This window comes from Candidatus Poriferisodalis sp. (genome assembly GCF_965205175.1).
Classification (GTDB): Bacteria; Actinomycetota; Acidimicrobiia; order Acidimicrobiales; family Poriferisodalaceae; genus Poriferisodalis.
This window is the reverse complement of record NZ_OZ242038.1, coordinates 1,277,153-1,296,481: the sequence shown is the minus strand read 5'-3', so window position 1 is coordinate 1,296,481 and position 19,329 is coordinate 1,277,153. Positions and strand designations below refer to the sequence as shown.

The window sequence follows — 19,329 nt, the reverse complement described above, 5'->3', positions numbered from 1 at the left end:
TGCGGAGGATCATGGCCATGGAGTTCGGTGTAGTGCTGCAGACCGATCCGCCTGCGTGGCGGGTGGTGGATCTGGCCCGTCGGGCCGAGTCGCTCGGGTTCAGCTACGGGTGGACCTTCGACAGCCACCTGCTGTGGCAGGAGCCGTACGTGATCTACAGCCAGATGCTGTCAGCCACGAACCGCATGATCGTCGGCCCGATGGTCACCAATCCGGGCACCAGAGACTGGACGGTGACTGCGTCGCTGTTCGCCACGCTCAATGACATGTTCGGCAACCGGACGGTGTGCGGCATCGGCCGGGGCGACTCGGCCATGCGGGTGCTGGGCCGTCACCCGGCCAGCCTCGTCACGCTGGCGGAGTCGATGAAGGTCATCAAGGGCTTGGCCGAGGGCCGCCAAGTGGACCACAACGGCACCCGCCAGCAGTTGCCGTGGTGTTCGGACGGCCGGCTCGACATCTGGATGGCTGCCTACGGCCCGCGGGCGTTGCAGCTGTGCGGCCGGCAGGCCGACGGCTTCATCTTGCAGCTTGCCGACCCGCAGATCGCCGAGTGGACGGTGGCAGCGGTTCGCCGGGCCGCGGCAGACGCGGGGCGCGATCCCGACGATCTGCGCATCTGTGTGGCCGCTCCTGCCTACGTGGGTGACGACCTCGCCCATCAGCGCGACCAGTGCCGGTGGTTCGGGGGAATGGTCGGCAATCACGTGGCAGACCTCGTGGAGCGCTACGGCGACAGTGACAACGTGCCCCGGGCGCTGACGGACTACATCGCGGGTCGCAGTGGCTACGACTACGCCGAACACGGCAGGGCCGGCAATGTCCATGCCGATTTCGTACCGGACCAAGTAATCGACCGCTTCTGCATCCTCGGCAATCCCGCCAGCCACATCGCTCGGCTCGAGGAGCTGCGGGACCTCGGGGTGCATCAGTTCGCCGTCTATCTCATGCACGACGCCCAGGACGAGACGCTGCGCGCTTACGGCGATCAGATCATCCCGGCGCTGACGAGCTAGCCCGGGCGGGCTGGCCCTGCCGGTACCGTGGATGCGGACCCTGCGGCTTGGTGCCTTGAAATTCTGTTGCTTGACAGCTGATTTTCAAGGATCCGGTCTTTCAAGGATACAGTGTGTCTGGTGAGGTTGGTTCCCCGTCCGACAGACGCTGCCGCTCTACGCGCTGCCGTTGCACATGCTCCGGTGACGCTGCTCACCGGACCGCGCCAAGCGGGCAAGTCTACCTTGGCGCGCCGCATCATCGACCCGTCGCCAGCGGCATTCTTCGATCTGGAGGACTACCGCGACCGGGCTCGCCTCGCCGAACCGATGCTGGCGCTGCGCGAGCCCAGCGAGACTGTCGTGATCGACGAAGTGCAGCGAATGCCGGAACTCTTCGAATCGCTGCGAGTCTTGGTGGACCATGACCGGCGACCGGGCCGGTTCGTCGTGCTGGGCAGCGCCGCACCGGAGCTGACAGGGCTGGGCGCCGAGTCGCTCGCCGGGCGTGTGAGCTTCGTCGAGCTCACCGGTTTCCGTCTGGGTGACGTCGGCGGGGGTTCACTGAACGAACTCTGGCTGCGGGGAGGTCTGCCTCCGTCGTACCTCGCCAGTGACGCTGCCGCGTCGAATCGATGGCGCGACGACTACATCACGACCTTTCTCGAACGCGACTTGGGCAACCTAGGCTACCGCATCCCGGCCGCGGCCATGCGACGGTTCTGGACGATGGTCGCTCACTACCACGGCCAGACATGGAATGGCGCGGCGGTGGCACGGTCGATAGATGTGCCAGTGGCTGCCGTGCGCCGCTATCTGGACGCGCTCACGGACGCTCTCGTTATTCGTCGTCTGCAGCCCTGGTTCGCCAACATCTCCAAACGACAGGTGAAGTCACCCAGGTACTACTTGCGCGATTCCGGCCTGCTGCACCGGCTGCTAGGTATCCCTGACATGATGGGACTCGAACGTCACCCCAGCCTGGGTGCGAGCTGGGAAGGCTTCGTACTCGAACAGATCCTGATGCGCTGCGGCGACGGCGTGACCACTGCACCTGCGTTCTGGTCGACCCACGGGGGCGCCGAGCTTGATCTGCGCTTGGAGATCAACGGTCAAGTGCTGGGATTCGAGATCAAGCGAACGGAGCGTCCTGCTGTGACGCGGGCGATGCGCTCAGCCCTTGCCGACCTCGAACTCAGCCATCTGTACGTCGTGCATGCGGGAACGCACCGGTTCCCGCTGGGCGAACGCATCACTGCGATCGGCGCCGTCGAGTTGTTGACGGACGAACGCCCCTTGGAGGTGTGACTGCCTGCCTGCCCGCCTGACAGCCGACCGCGCCAAGCGCAACCAGCGGCCCGCATTGCCCGGCGCGACGCGGGTGCTGCGAGGCAGGTCATGGCGGGCTGTCGCTCAAGCGCGGCAGGGCAGGTCCGCATGAGGTTCGGCCGGTCCGGCGCTGTGCCGAAGCGGGCCGGCGAGTGCCGCCTCGCACCGGTCACGACGACGCTGGAAGCGCGAGAGCACTGCGGACGGCACGACGGGGCACGCGTCGTGCGGGGCATCCAGCAGGTCACGACGACGCTCGAAGCGCGAGAGCACTGCGGAGGAGATGCCTTGGGGTGCGCATCGGTGGGTGACGAATGCGGCGATGCTCAGTGCGACATCGGTGTGCGCACCTAGGCCATCCTCAGACAGGCACCACTCGGGACGGTCCGCTGCGTGCGTGGCAAAGAGGGCGGATTGCCGCTGTCTGTTACATGGAAAACATATGGAAATGGCTGAAGTACCAGCATCTAGGCTGACTGCTCCCTCGACCGAATGCCCACAGGAGCACGCCATGTCACAACATCTCCGTACCCGCGTCTACGCTTGGCTGCGTGAGCAAACCGACGAGCCAACCGCCGAATACCTCATGGCCTGTCTGATGCCCGCGCCCCTGCCGGACCTGGTCACCAAGGAACACCTCTCCGCCGAACTGTCGCGCTTCGCCACCAAGGACGACCTCGCCAACGGACTCGAAGCGCTGCGCGCCGAACAGGCCGCCCAGCGAGCCGAGGATCGCGCCGAACACGCACGGCAACGAGCCGAAGACCGCGCCGAACACGCACGGCAGCGAGCCGAAGACCTCCGCGCCGCCCGCCAGCGTCACTACTGGCTGACCGGCACCATCATCACCGTGACACTGCCGAGTGTGCTCAGCACCTTCGGCATCGTCAGCTAGACCGAGCCTGAACTGGCCCCGGCCGCCACGTCGGCCAGCCCCTGCCGTCTTGCGTAGGGAGCGAATCAGCTTCCGACCTGACGTTCGTGGCCGCGACCGACAGGCCGATCAACCGAGCGGCGAAGTCTGACGCGGCGGGTACGCACTCGCGGTCGCGTCAGCAAATCGCGCTCGATGGGTGCAATGCTGACGTGCATAGGTCCTAAACTCTAGTATACTATCGAAATGGCTGCTGCAGATCCGCTATCCCGACATGCTTCGCAGGCGGCGCAGATGTTGGGACGGCGCGTGGCCCTCGGCAGGCGCGAACGCCGCTGGACGCTCGCCGAACTTGCGCAACGAGCCGGTGTCAGCGAAACCACCCTCCGCAAGGTCGAACGCGGCGACCTCAGCGTCGCTCTGGGCACGGCGCTCCAAGCCGCAGCGCTCGTCGGCGTGCGGCTCTTCGACCACAGCGACGACACCATTGCCCGCGAGGCCGAAGTCATCGACGCTCGGCTCGCGCTGCTCCCTTCGCGGGTGCGCCGACATGCCGTCAACGACCATTTCTGAGCGCCATCCACATCCGCACACCGTGTTCGTGTGGGTCCCTGGATGCATCGCCGCCACGGCACCCGACGCATGGGGTCGTCGGGTCATTGAGCACCTCTACCGGCAAGATCGTCGCCCGTTGAACGAACTCGGCTATCGGCCCGGGGGGAGATACTGAGAATTCGCTGTAAGATCAGCACCTAGGTTCGCTGCCAAGAACCGCCGAGAGCAGCGTCGCATCTCGTCACCGTCCGGCGGCGCGACGCTCGGGCACCGCCCAAGGGTCGATGAGTTCGAGATCCAAGCCAGCGAAGTCGGCGACGTTTCGTGTCGCGAGCGCCATGTTGTGCGTCACGGCGATCGCTGCGATCTGAATGTCCAGCTGCTGCACCGAGCGGCCGGCGGCACGCTGGCGAGCGGCAAGAGCGGCGTATGCGGCCGCAGCCCGGCTACCGAGCACAAGGATCCGGTCCGCAAAGTGCCTGCGCAAGATGTCGTCGATCGCTGCTTCAATGGCATCGCGACGTGCTCCTGCGGGCATGATCGCGACGCCGAAGCGCAGTTCTGCTTCATTGACTGCTGTGAGAAACAGGGAGGTCGGTGCCTGACTTGCGACCCAAGCGGCCACGACCGGATCAGGTTCGGCACGAATCAGCTCCGAGATGACATGGGCGTCCAAGACGAACACGCCGCTCAGCCGAGCCGTGGAGGCTCGCGTGCCGGCTCACGCGCCGGCATGCTCAACTCGATACCGCCAAGCGGTGCGACGACCTGCTGGATCTGGGCGACGAGATCCGCGGACACTGAATCGGATTCCACGGCGGCACGCAATATCCGCCGGGCTTCCTCCTCCATCGAACATCCATGTACCGCCGCCCGGACACGCAAACCGGCCTTGACGTGTTCATCGAGCCTTCGGATGGTGATGCTTGCCACAGCTCCGCCTACTAGGTGATTGCATTGCAATCATAGCGAGCAACGGCGCACGGCACGAACCCGTTCCTATGCCTCGCTCGACGACGAGGCCGCCATGGACCGATTGCTGGCGTGGATCGCTGCACGCACCGCGACCACGCTGAACGTGGCGGACGCGGCACGCCGTCTCGGCGTCTCCAGACCCACTCTGACCCGTTACATGAAATGGCTGCGCGCTGTCTTCGTCGTTGAAGCACATCCCGCATGGTCACACAACACGTTGGGCCGGGCGGTGCGGTGCCCGAAGATCCACCTCACCGACTCCGGACTGACCGCTGCCCTGCTGGGCGCTTCGGCAGCATCCCTGACGCAGCCAATGTCCACCTCAGCGGGCCCAGTGCTGGAGACATTCGTGGTCGGCGAGATCGCCCGCCAAGCCTCGGCACATCCCATGTCGCCGACGCTGCGGCACTACCGAGATCGCGACGGCCGTGAAGTCGACCTCGTGCTGGAATGGCGCGACGGTTCGGCAGTGGCCGTCGAGATCAAGGCCTCGCAGTCGCCGTCGCCCAGCGCCACGGCTCATCTGGCATGGCTGCGCGACCGCCTAGACGCTGCGTCGCCGGGCGCATTCCGGGCCGGCGTGTTGCTGCACACCGGCCAAGCGCACCTCAAGATCGGCGACCGGCTGTTCCTGGCACCCATCGACTCGCTGTGGTCCTCGCCACGCTGACACGGCCAGCGCACCGTGTTTGTGCGGCGCTGGTTGACCCGGCGCCTGCGACGGACGAGTCGAAGCCGGATTGCCGCTGTTGATTGTATGGAAAATACATGGAAATAGCTGATGTGCCAGAACTTAGGCTGAATGCTCCCTCGACCGACTGCTCACAGGAGCACGCCATGTCACAACACCTCCGTACCCGCATCTACAATTGGCTGCGTGAACAGACCGACGAGCAGACAGCCGAGTTCATGATGGCTCACTTGGCGCCCGCGCCCTTGCCGGACCTGGTCACCAAAGAACACCTCTCCGCTGAACTGTCGCGCTTCGCCACCAAAGGCGACCTCACCAGCGGTCTCGAAACGCTGCGCGCCGAACAGGCCGCCCAACGGATCGAGGACCGCGACGAACACGCACGACAGCGAACCGAAGACCGCGCCGAACACGCACGGCAACGAGCCGAGGATCGCGCCGAACACGCACGGCAGCGAGCCGAAGACCTCCGCGCCGCCCGCCAGCGTCACTACTGGCTGACCGGCACCATTATCACCGTGACACTGCCGATCTGGCTCAGCGCTTTCGGTGTCATCGGCTAGGGCAGCCAAGGGCCGATCGCGTACGTGACGGCCGACGTGCTCTGCCTGCCCGACGAGATCCCGGTCACCGAGGAGCGTCTGCGGGTTGTCGAGTTGCTGTGCAGCGAGCAGCGGACTGCCGCACAGCTCAGCGGCGCGGCGCCAAGCTGACGGGCATGGCTTCCGCCTCGCAGGACCCGACTGCAGCGCCAGTAGTGCTCTACGACGAGGTCGACACGGTCGCGTTCATCACGTTGAACAGGCCAGAGCGCATGAACACGCTGACCGAGCGAGTCATCGCCGGCGTGGCCGACGGCATCGACCGCGCCACGGCTTCGCAGGACATCCGCTCGGTGGTGATCCGCGGCAACGGACCCACGCTCACGGCGGGTTACGACCTCAACCCCGCCGACGACCGCGAAGCCGGTGCTGCCGGTGCTCCCAGTGCCGACGAGGTGCATGATGCCTGGGGCAGTCCCTACGGCGCTCCGGGCCCGACACCCCGGGCAGGTGCCTGGGACCCAGTGCGGGACTGGCAGTTCATGGGCCACAACGTCAAGCGCTTCATGAAGATCTGGGAATGCCCCAAGCCCGTGCTCGGGCAGATCCACGGCTGGGCCATCGGCGGCGCCACCGACATGATCCTGTGCTGCGACCTGCTGTTCATGGCCTCCGACGCGCATATCGGCTACGCACCGTCGCGCATCTACGGCACCCCCACCACGATGATGTGGGTGTACCGACTGGGCCTCGAGCACGCCAAGCAGTACCTGCTGACCGGCGACGCCATCGATGCCGCCACAGCCCACCGCATCGGGTTGGTCGCCTACGTGTACCCGCCCGACGAGCTGGCAGACCGGGTCGCGGCATTCGCCCGCAGGCTCGCGCACATCCCGGCGAACCAGCTGGCGCTCAACAAGCTGCTGATCAATCAGGCCTACGAGAACATGGGCCTGCGGACCAGCCAGCTGCTGGGCACCTTCTTCGACGGCGTGACCCGCCATACCGAGGAGGCGTACCGCTGGGTCGAGGGCTTCCAGACCAAGGGCTTCCGGCAGGTCATCTCCGAGCGCGACGCGCCGCACGGCGACTACGGCGAACGGCCCCGCTGACACCAGCCTGCCGCACCCGGGTTTCGGTGCCACAGAGCTGGCGGCCAGTCGATAACCAGTTACCAGTTGCACACATGTCAGATAGTATCTGCTGTCATCACAGACACTATACGAGTTACAGATATGTTGTTCGAGACGCCACAGCTGGACGCAGCAGAGCGCTCAGTCGAAGCCGACATCAACGAGTTGCGCGAACAGCTGCAGTACCGGCTGCGGCGACCGCAACGTTGGCACGGTCTGCTGCGGCGCATGGCCCGCGGTCGGGCCAGCCGGGGATCCAACAGCATCGAGGGCTACCACGCGTCGCTCGACGATGCCCTCGCAGTCGCCGACGGCGTCGATCCCCTTGATGCAACCGACGACACTCGGCGGGCACTCGTCGGCTATCGCGATGCCATGACCTACGTCGGACAACTGGCAGACGACCCACGCCCTAGCTACAGCGCGGATCTCCTGCGCAGCCTGCACTTCATCATGATGAGTGCCGATATGGATGCGCGGCCAGGCCAGTGGCGGATCGGCGACATCTTCGTGCGAGACGAGGCTCGTGAGGTCACGGTGTACCGAGGCCCCGACGTCGACGACGTGCCTCGGCTGGTCGACGAACTGGTCCGGAGCTTGAACGAACCCGTCGCCAGCGAGTCCGGACTGGTCCGGGCTGCGATGGCACATCTCAACCTCGTCATGATCCACCCCTTCCGCGACGGCAACGGGCGAATGGCTCGCTGCTTGCAATCACTGGTGCTGGCACGCGAGGGCGTCGGGGATCGAATCTTCGGCTCGCTCGAGGAGTATCTGGGCGCGAACACGCAGGCGTACTACGACGTGCTCGGCGTGATGGGAGGCGGCTCGTGGCATCCCGAGCGCGACGCCCGGCCGTGGATACGGTTCGTGCTCACGGCGCATCTGCGGCAAGGACGCATCGAGTTGCGGCGCCTGCGAGAGACGATGCAGCTCTGGGAGGAGTTGGAGCGCACAGCGGAGCAGCTCTCCTTGCCGGAGCGCACGCTCAGCGCGCTGGCAGTGGCGGCCCAAGGGCTGCGGGTGCGCAATGCGACCTATCGAGCGATGACGGAGAACCTGACCGACGAAGGCGCCAGTCGCGATCTGCGGCGCCTCACCGATGCCGGCCTGCTCGTGCCAGTAGGCGAGAAGCGCGGGCGCTTCTACCGAGCCGCTCCGCAGCTGACCGCCTTGCGTCAGGCCATGGTTGCCGAACGCGATCCCAGGGAGCTTGCCGACCCGTTCCAGTGACGGCCCGGTCTGCGCCGAGCCGGCGAACGTGTCACACCCCGCCCCTACGGTCGCCCTCATGTCAACTGGACGCGGGGCGACGGGTGGACGCGGGGCGACGGGAAGCGCTTGCAACAACGACGGCGTCGTCAACACGCACAGCTTTGGCGACGGCGCTTCAGCGCACAACCCGGTCTGCCCCGAACCGGCGAACGTGTCACACCCCGTCCCTACGGTCTCCTCCATGGTGATCGGTGAACGCAGCGGGCAACACGGCTTCAGCGGCCGCACTGCGGCGGCGGTGTCGGGTGCGCCCGATGTGTTGCCGGATGCGTGGCTCGGTATCGAGGCGTCTGGGCTCAGCGACGCCGGGCTGCGGTCGCGGTTGACCCAAGTCAGCCGCGCCCGCTCGCAGCTGGCTGCGGTCGAGGCTGCCGCGCTCAGCGAAGTCGCCCGGCGACAAGGCGAAACCGCCGCCACGCACACTGCAGCCAACGTGCTGGCAGTGTCAGGCCGAACGGCACGCAATGACGTAGCGGCCGCGCTCGCGCTTATCGACTTGCACGCGACGCGCGACGGTCTGGCGTCGGGCTCGATCCCGGCTGGGCACGCACGCATGATCGCCCGCGCCGCCGCGGACGCGCCGGTCGACGACAGGTTCCTGGCCGCACGCGCCAAGTCCGAGGGGCATGACGAGTTCCGTCGCATCGTCGCCCGTCATGTCGCGGACTGCAGCAGTGACGACGGGGCATCGTTGCTCGAGCGGCAGCGCAGCCAGCGAAGCGCGCGGGCGTTCACCAGTCGTGAGACCGGCATGACCGTGCTCAACGGCCAGTTCGACCCGATCGTCGGCGCCCGTATCACCACAGCCATCGACGCGGCTGCAGGGCAGCTGTTCCGCCGGCAAGACCCGAACTCGCGAACAACGCCGGCTCAGCGCACCGCCGACGCAATCGCCCAGCTCATCTGCGAGCCCGACACGGCGCGGCCTGCGGGCACCTCGCTGGTGCTCGTCGCCGACTACGACGCCGTTAACCAGCAACTCGCCAACGGCCGGCTCGCGAACGGCACGCCGGTGCCGATCAGCGAGATCGCGAAGATCGCCGTCAACGCGGGCGTGCTGCCTGTGATCTTCGACAAAGCAACCGGCGAGCTGCGCATGGGCAGACGCCGCCGCTCAGCCACCGAGCTGCAGCGCAGCGCGCTTGCGGTACGCGACCAGGGCTGCGTCGGCTGTGGAGCGGCGCCTGAACTGTGCCGCGCGCATCACATCGTCGAATGGCAGCACGGCGGCGTGACTGACCTCGACAACCTCGTGTCGGTCTGTCACCACTGCCACCACCACAAGATCCACCACGACGGCTTCACTGTCGAACGCGACCCCGACACCGGCCGCTACCGCCTCCGACCACCCGACAAACCACGACCAAACAACGCATCGCCGACGACGCGACCATCAGCAACACAAGCACCAGCCAAACAGCAGCCGAACAAGCAACCCGCGGCCAAGCCGCGGCCAGCGAGACAGTCGACCGCGAAAGAAGCACTAGGCACACGGCCACCAGCCGAGCGGCCATTGGTCGGGCAGCTATCAGACGGGCAGCGATCAACCGAGCAACTATCAGCCAAACAGTTGCCAGCAGTCAAACCGATAACAGCAGCCAAACGGCCGGCGCACGAGCCGACCGAACGAGCCGCAGCAGAAACTCTGGGCATTATCGGCGCCAGCTGCGACGAGGCACGCGAGCCGACCGAACGACCCGCAGCAGACACCGACGCCAATGTCAGTACTACAACCCGAGCACCGCCCACATGAACCGAGGCGACACGCCCCGGACCATTACCCACACGATCCGGCGGCCGAGGCGCGGCTCATTGTGGTTCAACGGCGGGCATTCATCCATCCGACCATTGCCCGCACGATCCGAGGCGGAGGCACGAGCACTGCGAAGCCGTGCGCAAGCCCGAACTCCGCCCACGGCACCACCTACATGAATGCCGGAGCAGCGGTCCCCGAACCAAAGCCCCCGAGCCATGCTGAAGCCCACCCCGAGCCACGCCAACGTGAACGCCGGTCAAACGAACGCGGTCACCTCCGACTCGGCCCAACATGACTGGCACCAGCCAAGACCTAGCTCTATGCCAAGCGACACGGCTGTCCGGGCTGGCACCCAACATGACTGGCACCAGCCAATACTCCGCGCCATCCTTACGCGGCCGCCTGGCGGAACTCGCACTCAACCGACATATCGAGTCAGGTGCACTGCGGGTCGCGCTACGCAGCCGCGCAGCGGCTGCCCGCTAAACTCGCTGACCTGCCCGAAACAGCAATATGGCACACAGCGCAGCCTTCAGTGGAAGCGTTCCTTGACAATCAGACACAACCAGCAGCAGAACAAGAAGAAGGCAGTCAACAATGAGCGGAATTTATGTCACCATAATTTTGCGGATGGAAGCACACCCCGACAATCCTCGACTGCAACTAGCGTACACCCGTTACGGTGCCGCCACAGTTGATCGTGAAGAAGGCTTCGTAGCAAAATTTAGGGCAGTGTGGATTCCGTCAACAGACATAGTGCCAGCAGATGCGCGAAGCTTGTTAGGCGAAGCACAGAACTATCCTGGCCCGAAACTGCTGCACACTCCCCAATCTGATCTGCCGCTAGACGTCGACGCTTCCGCTTTGTTCAACCCTTTTAGATGGGGAAGGCCAGATAATGAATAATGCAATCACCGTAGTCGGATATCCTGACGATTACAAAACGAGCAGCACTAAATCGGGGATACTAGTATGCAACGTGTGGCTGCTTGTGAAGCAAGGCTTCAAAGACAGATACACGACAGGCCGGATTGAGTGCGTAGCGTGGAGTGATCTTGCTCAACAACTGGCGGATGTGTGCCAGTCGATGCGTGACCGGCAGATGAAGGAAGGGCTGCTGATTTCCTTGCGCGGCCGCGCAGCGGAACTGGCACTCAACCTCGCACAAGCTTCACGACTACTGCGTATTGCCTTGCGCGGCCGCGCGGCGGGACTGGCACTCAACCTCGCTACATGCGCGCAAGCCGGCGCGGTCTCCTTGCGCGGCCGCGCGGCGGGACTGGCACTCAACCTACGATAGCGTCAAAGAACTCGTTCTCAAACCTTGCGCGGCCGCGCGGCGGGACTGGCACTCAACCTGCGTTGCCACCATGCGCGTGGGCACAGTACCTTGCGCGGCCGCGCGGCGGGACTAGCACTCAACCGCTATAGGGCCTAACATCGGGCTCACATATCCTTACGCGGCCGCGCGGCGGGACTGGCACTCAACCCATCGACGACGCACGCTGGCGCATCGAGCACCTTACGCGGCCGCGCGGCGGGACTGGCACTCAACCGGACTGGCACCAGCCGAAACCAACACCGGCACTGCACCGAGCACTCAGCACAGCCCGATGCAACCAGAACTGCAGCCACCACTGCAATCGCCCGCCGAGGCAGTGGCGGTGCCGTGCTAGCCGCACCTCACCGCACCGCGAGCACCGCACGTACTGCACCGAGCAGCGCACCCGCATCACGCGTCCACAACCTCATGCGAACCTCACGCGAAGTTACGTCTAGCTTGCCATCTAGCCGGTCTCTAGGGGCAGTTCCCCAGCGATCTTCACGCATTCGCCGCCGTCGATGTCCATCACGTGGCCGGTCATCCACGTCGCTGCAGCAGAGAGGAACAGCGCGGCTTCACCGATGTCGGACGGCTCGCCGAGCCGCTTCATCGGCAGCTGGTCGGCGATCATCTGTCCACGCGGCCCGTCCCACAGCACCCGCGCGAAGTCCGTGCGGATGAGACCGGGCGCAATGCAGTTCACGCGCACCTTCGGCCCCAGCTCGGCAGCGAGCTGGCGCGTCATGTGCATCAGCGCGTCCTTGAACATGCAGTAGACGCCCAGCGCCTCCGAGGTGTGGTGGCCGCCCACCGATGCGATGTTGATGACCGAGCCGCCGTGCTCGGCCATCCACATACGCCACGCCGTCTGCGTCCACTGCAGCGGCGCTCGCAGGTTCACCTCGTAGGTCTTGTCGAGCCGCGGCATGTCGCAATCCACCATGGGCCCGGCCCACGGATTGGTGGCAGCATTGTTCACCAAGATGTCCAGCGAGCCGTAGCGCTCGATGGTGGCACCCAGCACACGCTCGGCCTGGTCGAGCTGGCCGATGTGCGCGGCGATGTAGTCGCACTCGCCGCCGATGTCGGCTACCGCAGCCTCGCACTTGTCCGCCTTGCGGCTCGTGATCATCACGTTCGCACCGGCGTCGGCGAAGGCCTTGGCGATGCCCTTGCCGATTCCTGCAGAGCCGCCGGTCACGAGCGCCGTGCGGCCGTCGAGTCGCAGTTCCATGAACAGTCCCCCTGCTTGCTTGCGTGCTGCGTGCGTGCTTGCCTGCCGCGCCGAACTCGGCTTGCCAAACCCCAGCTTGCCGCGCCGAGCTCTGCTTGCTGCGCCTAGCTCTTGCCGATCTGATTCCACGGACCGCCGTCGGCACGCGGCTCGCGCGGCAAGCCGAGCACCCGGTCGCCGACGATGTTGCGCTGCACCTCCGAGGTGCCCGCGTAGATCGTCCCCGGCCGAGCGCCCATAAACGTCTGCACCCACGCCAGCGAGGAGAACTCAACCCCGACAGCGTCGGTATTGATGCCGTTCACCGATGGGTGACCGCTGGGAGCAGTCGCTTCCATGCCCAACAGTCCCATCGAGAACTCGGTGATCCACTGGTGGTATTCGCTCCACAGCAGCTTGTGCAGCGACGACTCCGGCCCAGGCGCCTTGCCTGCCAGCACGTTGGTGACGTTGCGCTGGCCCATCCACTTCATGATCTCGACCTTCGCGTGCGCGTGCGCGAGGTCTTGGCGCACCAGTGGGTCGCAGTTGGCACCCCGCTCTAGGGCCACTGCGGTAATGCGGTCCAGCTCGTCCCGGAAGCGCAGCGCATCGGTCGTGGCGCCATGGCCGCGCTCGAAGCCCAGCAGCACGTTCGCTACCCGCCAGCCGTCGTTCACGTCGCCGACCACGTGCTCCTTCGCCGTCTTGGCGTCGGTGAAGAAGACCTCGTTGAAGTCGTGCCGGTTGTTGATGTTGATGATGGGGCGCATCTCCACGCCGGGCTGGTCCACCGGAACCAGCAGGAACGAGATGCCTCGATGCTTGGCCTCGCCTGGGTTGGTACGGCACAGCACGAAGATCCAGTTGGCGGTATGGCCGCTGGAGGTCCAGATCTTCTGGCCGTTGATCACCCATTCGTCGCCGTCGAGCACCGCGCGCGTGCCCAAGTTGGCGAGGTCCGAGCCGCTGTCGGGCTCGCTGTAGCCCTGGCACCAGCGATGCTCGCCGGAGATGATCTTGGGCAGGAAGTGGCGCTTTTGCTCCTCGGTGCCGCACTCGATGATGGCGTTGCCGACCATGGTGATGCCGAACCCGTCGTTGGCGCCGCCGACGGGGACGCCGGCCTTGGCGAACTCCTCGGCCAGCACGACGCGCTCGACCTCGCTGAGCCCGGCACCGCCGTAGGCGACCGGCCACGACACCGCGAGCAGCTGGTTCTCCGCCAGCAGCGCCCGCCACTCCTCGGCGAACTGCGTGCGGGCCTCTTCGTCGAGCGAGCCCATGCCGGCCCAGTTGGCCGGCAGGTGCTCGGCCAAGAAGGCCTGGATCTTCTCGCGGTAGTCCTCGGCTTCTTCGGAGTAGGTGGGATCCATCGGCGCGCTCCCCTGGTGCGATGCGGCTCAGCTCTCCGCTGAGTCTGCCACGCGATCGGCCGGATGTCTCCCGCAACTGGCCGCTTAGTCGGGAGCGAGCGCGTCGAACTTGTCCATCAGACCCAGCGGCGGTCGCCGTGGCTTGCCGTCGTTGCTGCAGATCGCTGCGGTCAGCCGGCCCTCGACCAGCAACGCGTCGTCGCTGACGCGCAGGATGCGCTGCGCCCAGCGGGTGCTGGCGCGCCGACGCTCGATGAGTTCCGTCTCGACTCGCAGCGTGTCGCGGGCCGTCGCAGGCTCACGGAAGCGGACTTCGAGCTGGGTCACCACGATCTGCACATCCTGGTCCGACAGATCCGGCAGGGCGAGGTCGGCGGATTCCAGCGCCAAGCAACGAGCCGCCTCGAAGTACGACACGTAGACGGCGTGGTTGACGTGGTTGTACGGGTCCAGCTCGCCGAAGCGCGGCACCAGCTCGGTCGCGTGAGTGGCCATCGACGCCACGCTACGTCGGCGCTCACCGCTTGCGGGCCGCACACTCCAGGCCGCAGACGGCGGCACGGGCCCATCAGCCCATCAGCAGGGCTGACGCAGCGGCGCCCCTAGCGTTGCGGCACGTGAATGTCGTCGCGGCCATCGACGTGGGCACCAACTCGTTCCACCTCGTCGTCGCAAGCGTCGATGACGAAGGCCGCTTCGAGGTGCTGACACGAGAGCGCGAACCGGTGCGGCTCGGCTCGGGCGGCGAGGACATGAAAGTGCTCAGGCCGGAGGCCATCGATCGCGGCATGACGACACTCAGCCGGATGCGGCGCATCGCGGAGCACGCCGGTGCTGACTCGCTGACCGCAGTGGCGACCAGCGCTGTGCGCGAGGCAGGCAACCGTGACGAGTTCACCCGCCGGGCCCGCACCGAAGCGGGTGTTGAGGTTGAGGTGGTCTCCGGCGTCGAAGAGGCTCGGCTCATCCATCTCGGCGTGCTCGCAGCGGTCCCACTGCTGGACAAGCGCCACCTCGTCATCGACATCGGCGGCGGCTCCACCGAGTTCATCCTCGGCGACGGCAGGTCGCCGCTGCTGCTGCGCAGCCTGAAGCTGGGCTCGATCCGGCTGACCGACCGTTTCTTCCCCGCAGGTCGCACACGCAAGCGGTCTGTGCGCGAATGCCGCAGCTACATCAGATCGTTCCTCGGGCAGCTCCCCTGTGAGATCGCCGCCCACGGATTCGAGACTGCGGTCGGCGCTTCGGGGACCATCACCGCGCTGGCGCGCATGTGCGCCCTGCGCCGCGGCGACCGCGACAGCCGCACCGGGCGACTGTCGTTCACCGACTCCGAGCTCCGATCACTCGCTCAGGCGCTGGCCGCCGCCAAGACCCCGCAGGAACGTCTGGCCATCGACGGACTGGAAGAGCGACGAGCCGACATCATCGTGGGCGGCGCGTTGCTGCTCGCGGAGATCTTCACGCAGCTGAGCATCAGCCGCATGGAGGTTTCCGACTATGCACTGCGCGAGGGCATTCTCTTCGAGCAGGTGCGTCGCTCAGCGGCACCCGGCCGGGACCCGTTCCATCGCCTCGAGGACCTGCGGCGCTCGGGCGTCATGCATGTGGCGAACAGCTACCACGAGGACGTGCGCCACGCCGAGCACATCACGGACCTGGCGCTGGAGCTGTTCGACAGCCTCGACCGGCTGCATGATCTCGACAATGCAGACCGCGAGCTGTTCGAAGCGGCTTCGCTGCTGCACAACGTCGGCGTGTTCGTCTCCCACAGCGCCCACCACCGCCACAGCTACTACCTCATCCGCAACAGCGAGCACTTGACCGGGTTCACCGAGCGAGAAATCGAGATCATCGCGCAGGTGGCGCGCTACCACCGCAAGAGCGCTCCCAAGCTGAAGCATGCCGAGTTTGCCTCGCTCAGCAAGATCGATCAGCACAAGGTGCGCTGGATGGCGGCCATGCTTCGTGTGGCCATCGGGCTGGATCGCTCGAATCGTCAGGTGGTGACCCGCGTGCGCGTGGCGGACACCGCGTCGAACGGCGCGCCGGCGCACGATGCTGAACTCCGCCTCGTCGTTCGCGTCTCGCCCGATGTCGACACCTCCGTGGAGCTGTTCACCGCACAGACGCGCAGCGGCCTGCTCGCAGCGATGGCCAGACGCACCGTCGTGATCGAAGCTGAAGCCGCCGAATCCGGCAAGCCGATCCACCCGACGAACGGGCTGCACAGCGACGCCAATGGACTACGACCGAACGCCGAACGTGCCGGGCCGTGGGCATCGACCGAGCCGCACATTGATGCGGCCGAGGCATCGTTGCGCGTTCGCTGAATCTCGGCGAGAACTCGACCGCCCCGGCCGCGAGCACCAGCGCCTGAAGTGGCACCGCGCTCGCGACCGGGGCCGGTCGCGGGAGATATTCGGATTATGCAGCCGGGATGCGAAGCACCCAGCCGATCAGCAGCAGGTTGGGATCCGTGAGCGCTTGGCCGTCGGCCTGCTTGACACCCATGTTGGCATCGAAGATCTTCCGCCAGAGGTTGCCGTCGCCCAGCTCCATCGCGGCGATCTTCCACAGGTAGTCGCCCGGCTTCACGGTGTAGTGGGTCTCCTTGGCCATGTCGTCCATGGACTTGTCACCGTCCATGTCCTTTGACGTGTCGTCCTCCATGGCTTTGTCCTTGGACTTGTCATCCATGGATGTGTCGTTATCCGTGGATGTGTCCTTGGACATGTCGCCGTCCATCTGCTCGTCGGTCTGCTCGTGCTTCTGGTCGAGGTACTCGCCTGGCTCGTCACGGTTGAGCAGCGCCATGCCGACTTGGTTGACCTGATCCAACGCCTTTGAGCCCAGAATCTTCTCCGGCGGGAAGTCCGAACCCGGATAGTGACGGCAGTACGGGCTCATTGGGTCCGCCGTGTTGCCGTCACCCGCAGCGATGCGCATGTGCTTGCAGTCCAAGGACTCCCACCACGCACCCACGCTGTCGAAGCCTCCCTTGCCGTAGATCGCCTTGGCAGCCGCATTCACCAGACCACGCGTCCGCTCATCGAGATCGGCGTACATCATCTTCGCGGCCTTCGCCTGCGCATCCGACGCACCGGTCCCATACAGCGCCGCAACCATCTCCTCAGGCGTCAACACGTTCCACCAACGCATCGCATAAGCGACCTCAGCCGCTGGATAGGTGCCTGCGTCGTCGCGACCCAGCAGCGCCATGCCGACCTGGTTCACCTGTGCCAGCGCTGCCGGGCTCAGGATCTTCTCCGGCGGGAAGTCCGAACCCGGATAGTGACGACAGAACGCACTCATCGGATCCGCCATGTTGCCGTCACCCGCAGCAATACGCATGTGCTTGCAGTCCAACGACTCCCACCACGCACCTACACTCGCAAAACCGCCGTCGCCGTAGATCGCCTTCGCAGCCGCATTCACCAGACCACGCGTCCGGGCATCGAGGTCCGCGTACATCATCTTGGCAGCCATCGCCTGCGCATCCGACGCACTGGTCCCATACAGCGCCGCAACCATCTCCTCAGCAGTCAGCGCATTCCACCAACGCATCGCGTACGCAATCCGCGCGGGGTACTCGCCCGGATCGTCTCGACCCAGTAGCGCCATCCCGACCTGGTTCACCTGCTCCAACGCTTCAGCACTCAGAATCTTCTCAGCAGGGAAGTCCGAACCCGGATAGTGACGACAGAACTTGCTCATCGGATCCGCCATGTTGCCGTCACCCGCAGCAATACGCATGTGCTTGCAGTCCAACGACTCCCACCACGCACCCACGCTCATAAAGCCGCCCTTGCCGTAGATCGCCTTCGCAGCCCGGTTCACCATCCCACGCGTGATCGCGTCGAGATCGGCGTACATCTTCTTCGCAGCCATCGCCTGCGCATCCGACGCACCGGTCCCATACAGCGCCGCAACCATCTCCTCAGCAGTCAGCACGTTCCACCAACGCATCGCATAAGCGACGTGTGGCGGGTAGACGCCCGGGTCGTCGCGGCCCAGCAGCGCCATCCCGACTTGGTCCACCTGCTTCAGCGCTTCCGCGCCCAAGAGCTTCTCGGCAGGGTAATCCGAGCCCGGATAGTGACGGCAGAACTTGCTCATCGGATCCGCCGTGTTCCCGTCACCCGCAGCAATGCGCATGTGCTTGCAGTCCAACGACTCCCACCACGCACCCACGCTCATAAAGCCGCCCTTGCCGTAGATCGCCTTCGCAGCCGCATTGACCAAGCCGCGCGTGGTGTCGTCGAGATCGGCGTACATCTTCTTCGCAGCCATCGCCTGCGCATCCGACGCACCGGTCCCATACAGCGCCGCAACCATCTCCTCAGCAGTCAGCGCATTCCACCAACGCATCGCGTAGGCGGGCATGTCGGCGTCCATGCCGTTGTCGCCATCGGTATCCGCAGCAGCAGCCTGTGGAAGGGCGGCGAGCAGCAACGCCGCTGCCGCAGCCACGATGGCGAGTCGTCGGGCGGCCTTGGCCCGCAGGCTCGGCCGGTGCCGGTCGGCGCTGCGCTCCGATGCAGATCGTCGCTCGCGAGCCGAGAGGGCAGCAGCGCCCCAGCTCGAATCGGACAGTAGTGCGCTCATTGTCGCCTCTTTCCCGTTGATCGGCAGCTACGCCATGTGTGGCTGAGTTCAGCAAGCGAGCCGCTTTGGAACTCTAGCGCTCCTGACATCGGCGATTTTGCCGCTCCGACGAGGAGATGTCAAGCGGCGAAGTCGGCAACCGTGGCGCCGCTGGCGCGCACCAGCTCATCGGGCGTCAGCTCGAACACCGTGTCGGGCGTTCCCGCCGCCGCCCATACGGTGTCGTAGTTCAGCAGCGTTCGGTCCGCCACCGCGCGCAGTGGCCGAACGTGACCGAACGGAGGCGTGCCGCCGATTGCGTAGCCGGTGGCGTCCCGCACGTCGTCGGCGTCAGCGCGGACGATCGGCCCGCCCAACAGCTCGCCCAGCTCTTTGGTGTCCACACGGTTGGCCCCCGACGTCAGCGCCAGCACCGGCCGGCCGTCACAAAGGAACACGAGCGACTTCACGATCTGTCCGAGCGCGCAGCCCACGGCCGCAGCGGCCTGCTCGGCAGTGCGGGTGCCGGCGGGGAAACGCAGCACGTCCGGTGTCAGGCCCACTGCTTGCGCCCCGAGCACAAATCGCTCCTGGGCGCTGGAGCGGGGCGAGCCGGGGCGTCGATTGCCGCCTGCTTGGCCGCCGCCCGCCTGATCGCTGCTTGACTCGCCTGTTGACCGACGGGTGCTGGTTGCCACGCGCCG

At 65.9% G+C, this 19,329-nt stretch carries 19 protein-coding genes and 1 CRISPR repeat array; of the genes, 11 read left to right on the top strand and 8 right to left on the bottom strand.

Translation table 11 applies throughout. The features are described from left to right. The first annotated feature begins 17 nt into the window (after positions 1–17). From ACOGI4_RS05735 to ACOGI4_RS05715, 5 genes are all read left to right on the top strand, one after another. Entirely contained in the window at positions 18–1,016 is a 999-nt protein-coding gene (locus tag ACOGI4_RS05735; RefSeq protein WP_419842965.1) for a TIGR03842 family LLM class F420-dependent oxidoreductase, read from the top strand. A gap of 126 nt (positions 1,017–1,142) precedes the next feature. Beyond that, complete coding sequence (locus tag ACOGI4_RS05730) at positions 1,143–2,303, top strand: ATP-binding protein (protein ID WP_419843096.1); 1,161 nt, start codon at positions 1,143–1,145, stop codon at positions 2,301–2,303. A 129-nt stretch (positions 2,304–2,432) separates the two neighbouring features. Continuing rightward, positions 2,433–2,678, top strand: a complete 246-nt coding sequence (locus tag ACOGI4_RS05725) for a hypothetical protein (RefSeq protein WP_419842964.1) — start codon at positions 2,433–2,435, stop codon at positions 2,676–2,678. A 157-nt stretch (positions 2,679–2,835) separates the two neighbouring features. Beyond that, a complete protein-coding gene (locus ACOGI4_RS05720) occupies positions 2,836–3,219 on the top strand; it encodes a hypothetical protein (protein ID WP_419842963.1) in 384 nt (127 codons plus the stop codon). 288 nt (positions 3,220–3,507) lie between these two features. Next, complete coding sequence (locus ACOGI4_RS05715) at positions 3,508–3,771, top strand: helix-turn-helix domain-containing protein (RefSeq protein ID WP_419842962.1); 264 nt, start codon at positions 3,508–3,510, stop codon at positions 3,769–3,771. Positions 3,772–3,994: 223 nt separating this feature from the next. Here the strand turns inward: ACOGI4_RS05715 and ACOGI4_RS05710 are convergent, their stop codons facing one another. Both ACOGI4_RS05710 and ACOGI4_RS05705 read right to left on the bottom strand, forming a co-directional pair. After that, the gene (locus ACOGI4_RS05710; protein WP_419842961.1) at positions 3,995–4,438 is read right to left on the bottom strand and encodes a PIN domain-containing protein; all 444 of its coding nucleotides are present in this window, start codon (positions 4,436–4,438) and stop codon (positions 3,995–3,997) included. Between the two features lie 5 nt (positions 4,439–4,443). Beyond that, complete coding sequence (locus tag ACOGI4_RS05705; protein ID WP_419842960.1) at positions 4,444–4,686, bottom strand: FitA-like ribbon-helix-helix domain-containing protein; 243 nt, start codon at positions 4,684–4,686, stop codon at positions 4,444–4,446. Between the two features lie 19 nt (positions 4,687–4,705). Between ACOGI4_RS05705 and ACOGI4_RS05700 the strand changes: the two genes are divergently transcribed. Further along, positions 4,706–5,398 carry an ATP-binding protein gene (locus ACOGI4_RS05700; RefSeq protein ID WP_419842959.1) on the top strand — a complete coding sequence of 231 codons (693 nt, stop codon included), beginning with the start codon at positions 4,706–4,708 and terminating at the stop codon, positions 5,396–5,398. A gap of 170 nt (positions 5,399–5,568) precedes the next feature. On the opposite strand, the gene ACOGI4_RS05695 is transcribed toward ACOGI4_RS05700, so the two are convergent. Continuing rightward, complete coding sequence (locus ACOGI4_RS05695; protein ID WP_419842958.1) at positions 5,569–5,910, bottom strand: hypothetical protein; 342 nt, start codon at positions 5,908–5,910, stop codon at positions 5,569–5,571. A 96-nt stretch (positions 5,911–6,006) separates the two neighbouring features. Between ACOGI4_RS05695 and ACOGI4_RS05690 the strand changes: the two genes are divergently transcribed. The 4 genes from ACOGI4_RS05690 (at position 6,007) to ACOGI4_RS05675 (ending at position 10,122) form a co-directional block, all read left to right on the top strand. Then, a complete protein-coding gene (locus tag ACOGI4_RS05690; RefSeq protein WP_419842957.1) occupies positions 6,007–6,132 on the top strand; it encodes a hypothetical protein in 126 nt (41 codons plus the stop codon). A 5-nt stretch (positions 6,133–6,137) separates the two neighbouring features. After that, positions 6,138–7,073, top strand: a complete 936-nt coding sequence (locus ACOGI4_RS05685) for a crotonase/enoyl-CoA hydratase family protein (RefSeq protein ID WP_419842956.1) — start codon at positions 6,138–6,140, stop codon at positions 7,071–7,073. 123 nt (positions 7,074–7,196) lie between these two features. Further along, complete coding sequence (locus tag ACOGI4_RS05680) at positions 7,197–8,327, top strand: Fic family protein (protein WP_419842955.1); 1,131 nt, start codon at positions 7,197–7,199, stop codon at positions 8,325–8,327. A 223-nt stretch (positions 8,328–8,550) separates the two neighbouring features. Continuing rightward, positions 8,551–10,122 carry a DUF222 domain-containing protein gene (locus tag ACOGI4_RS05675; protein WP_419842954.1) on the top strand — a complete coding sequence of 524 codons (1,572 nt, stop codon included), beginning with the start codon at positions 8,551–8,553 and terminating at the stop codon, positions 10,120–10,122. Positions 10,123–11,249: 1,127 nt separating this feature from the next. Beyond that, positions 11,250–11,682: direct repeats of the CRISPR family, unit length 37 nt; unit sequence CCTTGCGCGGCCGCGCGGCGGGACTGGCACTCAACCT. 230 nt (positions 11,683–11,912) lie between these two features. Here ACOGI4_RS05675 and ACOGI4_RS05670 read toward each other — a convergent pair. The 3 genes from ACOGI4_RS05670 to ACOGI4_RS05660 all read right to left on the bottom strand — a co-directional run bounded on the left by ACOGI4_RS05670 (position 11,913) and on the right by ACOGI4_RS05660 (position 14,533). Continuing rightward, a complete protein-coding gene (locus ACOGI4_RS05670; RefSeq protein ID WP_419842953.1) occupies positions 11,913–12,683 on the bottom strand; it encodes an SDR family oxidoreductase in 771 nt (256 codons plus the stop codon). Between the two features lie 104 nt (positions 12,684–12,787). Continuing rightward, positions 12,788–14,038, bottom strand: coding sequence for an acyl-CoA dehydrogenase family protein (locus tag ACOGI4_RS05665; RefSeq protein WP_419842952.1), 1,251 nt, complete (start codon positions 14,036–14,038; stop codon positions 12,788–12,790). An 84-nt stretch (positions 14,039–14,122) separates the two neighbouring features. Next, a complete protein-coding gene (locus ACOGI4_RS05660; RefSeq protein WP_419842951.1) occupies positions 14,123–14,533 on the bottom strand; it encodes an acyl-CoA thioesterase in 411 nt (136 codons plus the stop codon). Between the two features lie 122 nt (positions 14,534–14,655). Here ACOGI4_RS05660 and ACOGI4_RS05655 point away from each other — a divergent pair, with 122 nt between their 5' ends. Beyond that, entirely contained in the window at positions 14,656–16,371 is a 1,716-nt protein-coding gene (locus ACOGI4_RS05655) for a Ppx/GppA phosphatase family protein (RefSeq protein ID WP_419842950.1), read from the top strand. 94 nt (positions 16,372–16,465) lie between these two features. Here ACOGI4_RS05655 and ACOGI4_RS05650 read toward each other — a convergent pair whose 3' ends face one another. Both ACOGI4_RS05650 and ACOGI4_RS05645 read right to left on the bottom strand, forming a co-directional pair. After that, on the bottom strand, positions 16,466–18,646 hold the full coding sequence (locus ACOGI4_RS05650) for a LysM peptidoglycan-binding domain-containing protein (RefSeq protein WP_419842949.1): 2,181 nt from the start codon (positions 18,644–18,646) through the stop codon (positions 16,466–16,468). 119 nt (positions 18,647–18,765) lie between these two features. Then, positions 18,766–19,323 (bottom strand): YbaK/EbsC family protein, encoded by a 558-nt coding sequence (locus ACOGI4_RS05645; protein ID WP_419842948.1) that lies wholly within the window; start codon positions 19,321–19,323, stop codon positions 18,766–18,768. Positions 19,324–19,329 lie beyond the last annotated feature (6 nt).

What these genes read in the sequence shown, in the direction of transcription:
- ACOGI4_RS05720 (WP_419842963.1), top strand. Translation starts at nt 2,836, where the DNA reads ATGTCACAACATCTCCGTACCCGCGTCTACGCTTGGCTGCGTGAGCAA.
- ACOGI4_RS05680 (WP_419842955.1), top strand. Translation starts at nt 7,197, where the DNA reads ATGTTGTTCGAGACGCCACAGCTGGACGCAGCAGAGCGCTCAGTCGAA.
- ACOGI4_RS05650 (WP_419842949.1), bottom strand. Translation starts at nt 18,646, where the DNA reads ATGAGCGCACTACTGTCCGATTCGAGCTGGGGCGCTGCTGCCCTCTCG.
- ACOGI4_RS05660 (WP_419842951.1), bottom strand. Translation starts at nt 14,533, where the DNA reads ATGGCCACTCACGCGACCGAGCTGGTGCCGCGCTTCGGCGAGCTGGAC.
- ACOGI4_RS05665 (WP_419842952.1), bottom strand. Translation starts at nt 14,038, where the DNA reads ATGGATCCCACCTACTCCGAAGAAGCCGAGGACTACCGCGAGAAGATC.
- ACOGI4_RS05670 (WP_419842953.1), bottom strand. Translation starts at nt 12,683, where the DNA reads ATGGAACTGCGACTCGACGGCCGCACGGCGCTCGTGACCGGCGGCTCT.
- ACOGI4_RS05675 (WP_419842954.1), top strand. Translation starts at nt 8,551, where the DNA reads ATGGTGATCGGTGAACGCAGCGGGCAACACGGCTTCAGCGGCCGCACT.
- ACOGI4_RS05685 (WP_419842956.1), top strand. Translation starts at nt 6,138, where the DNA reads ATGGCTTCCGCCTCGCAGGACCCGACTGCAGCGCCAGTAGTGCTCTAC.
- ACOGI4_RS05735 (WP_419842965.1), top strand. Translation starts at nt 18, where the DNA reads ATGGAGTTCGGTGTAGTGCTGCAGACCGATCCGCCTGCGTGGCGGGTG.
- ACOGI4_RS05725 (WP_419842964.1), top strand. Translation starts at nt 2,433, where the DNA reads ATGAGGTTCGGCCGGTCCGGCGCTGTGCCGAAGCGGGCCGGCGAGTGC.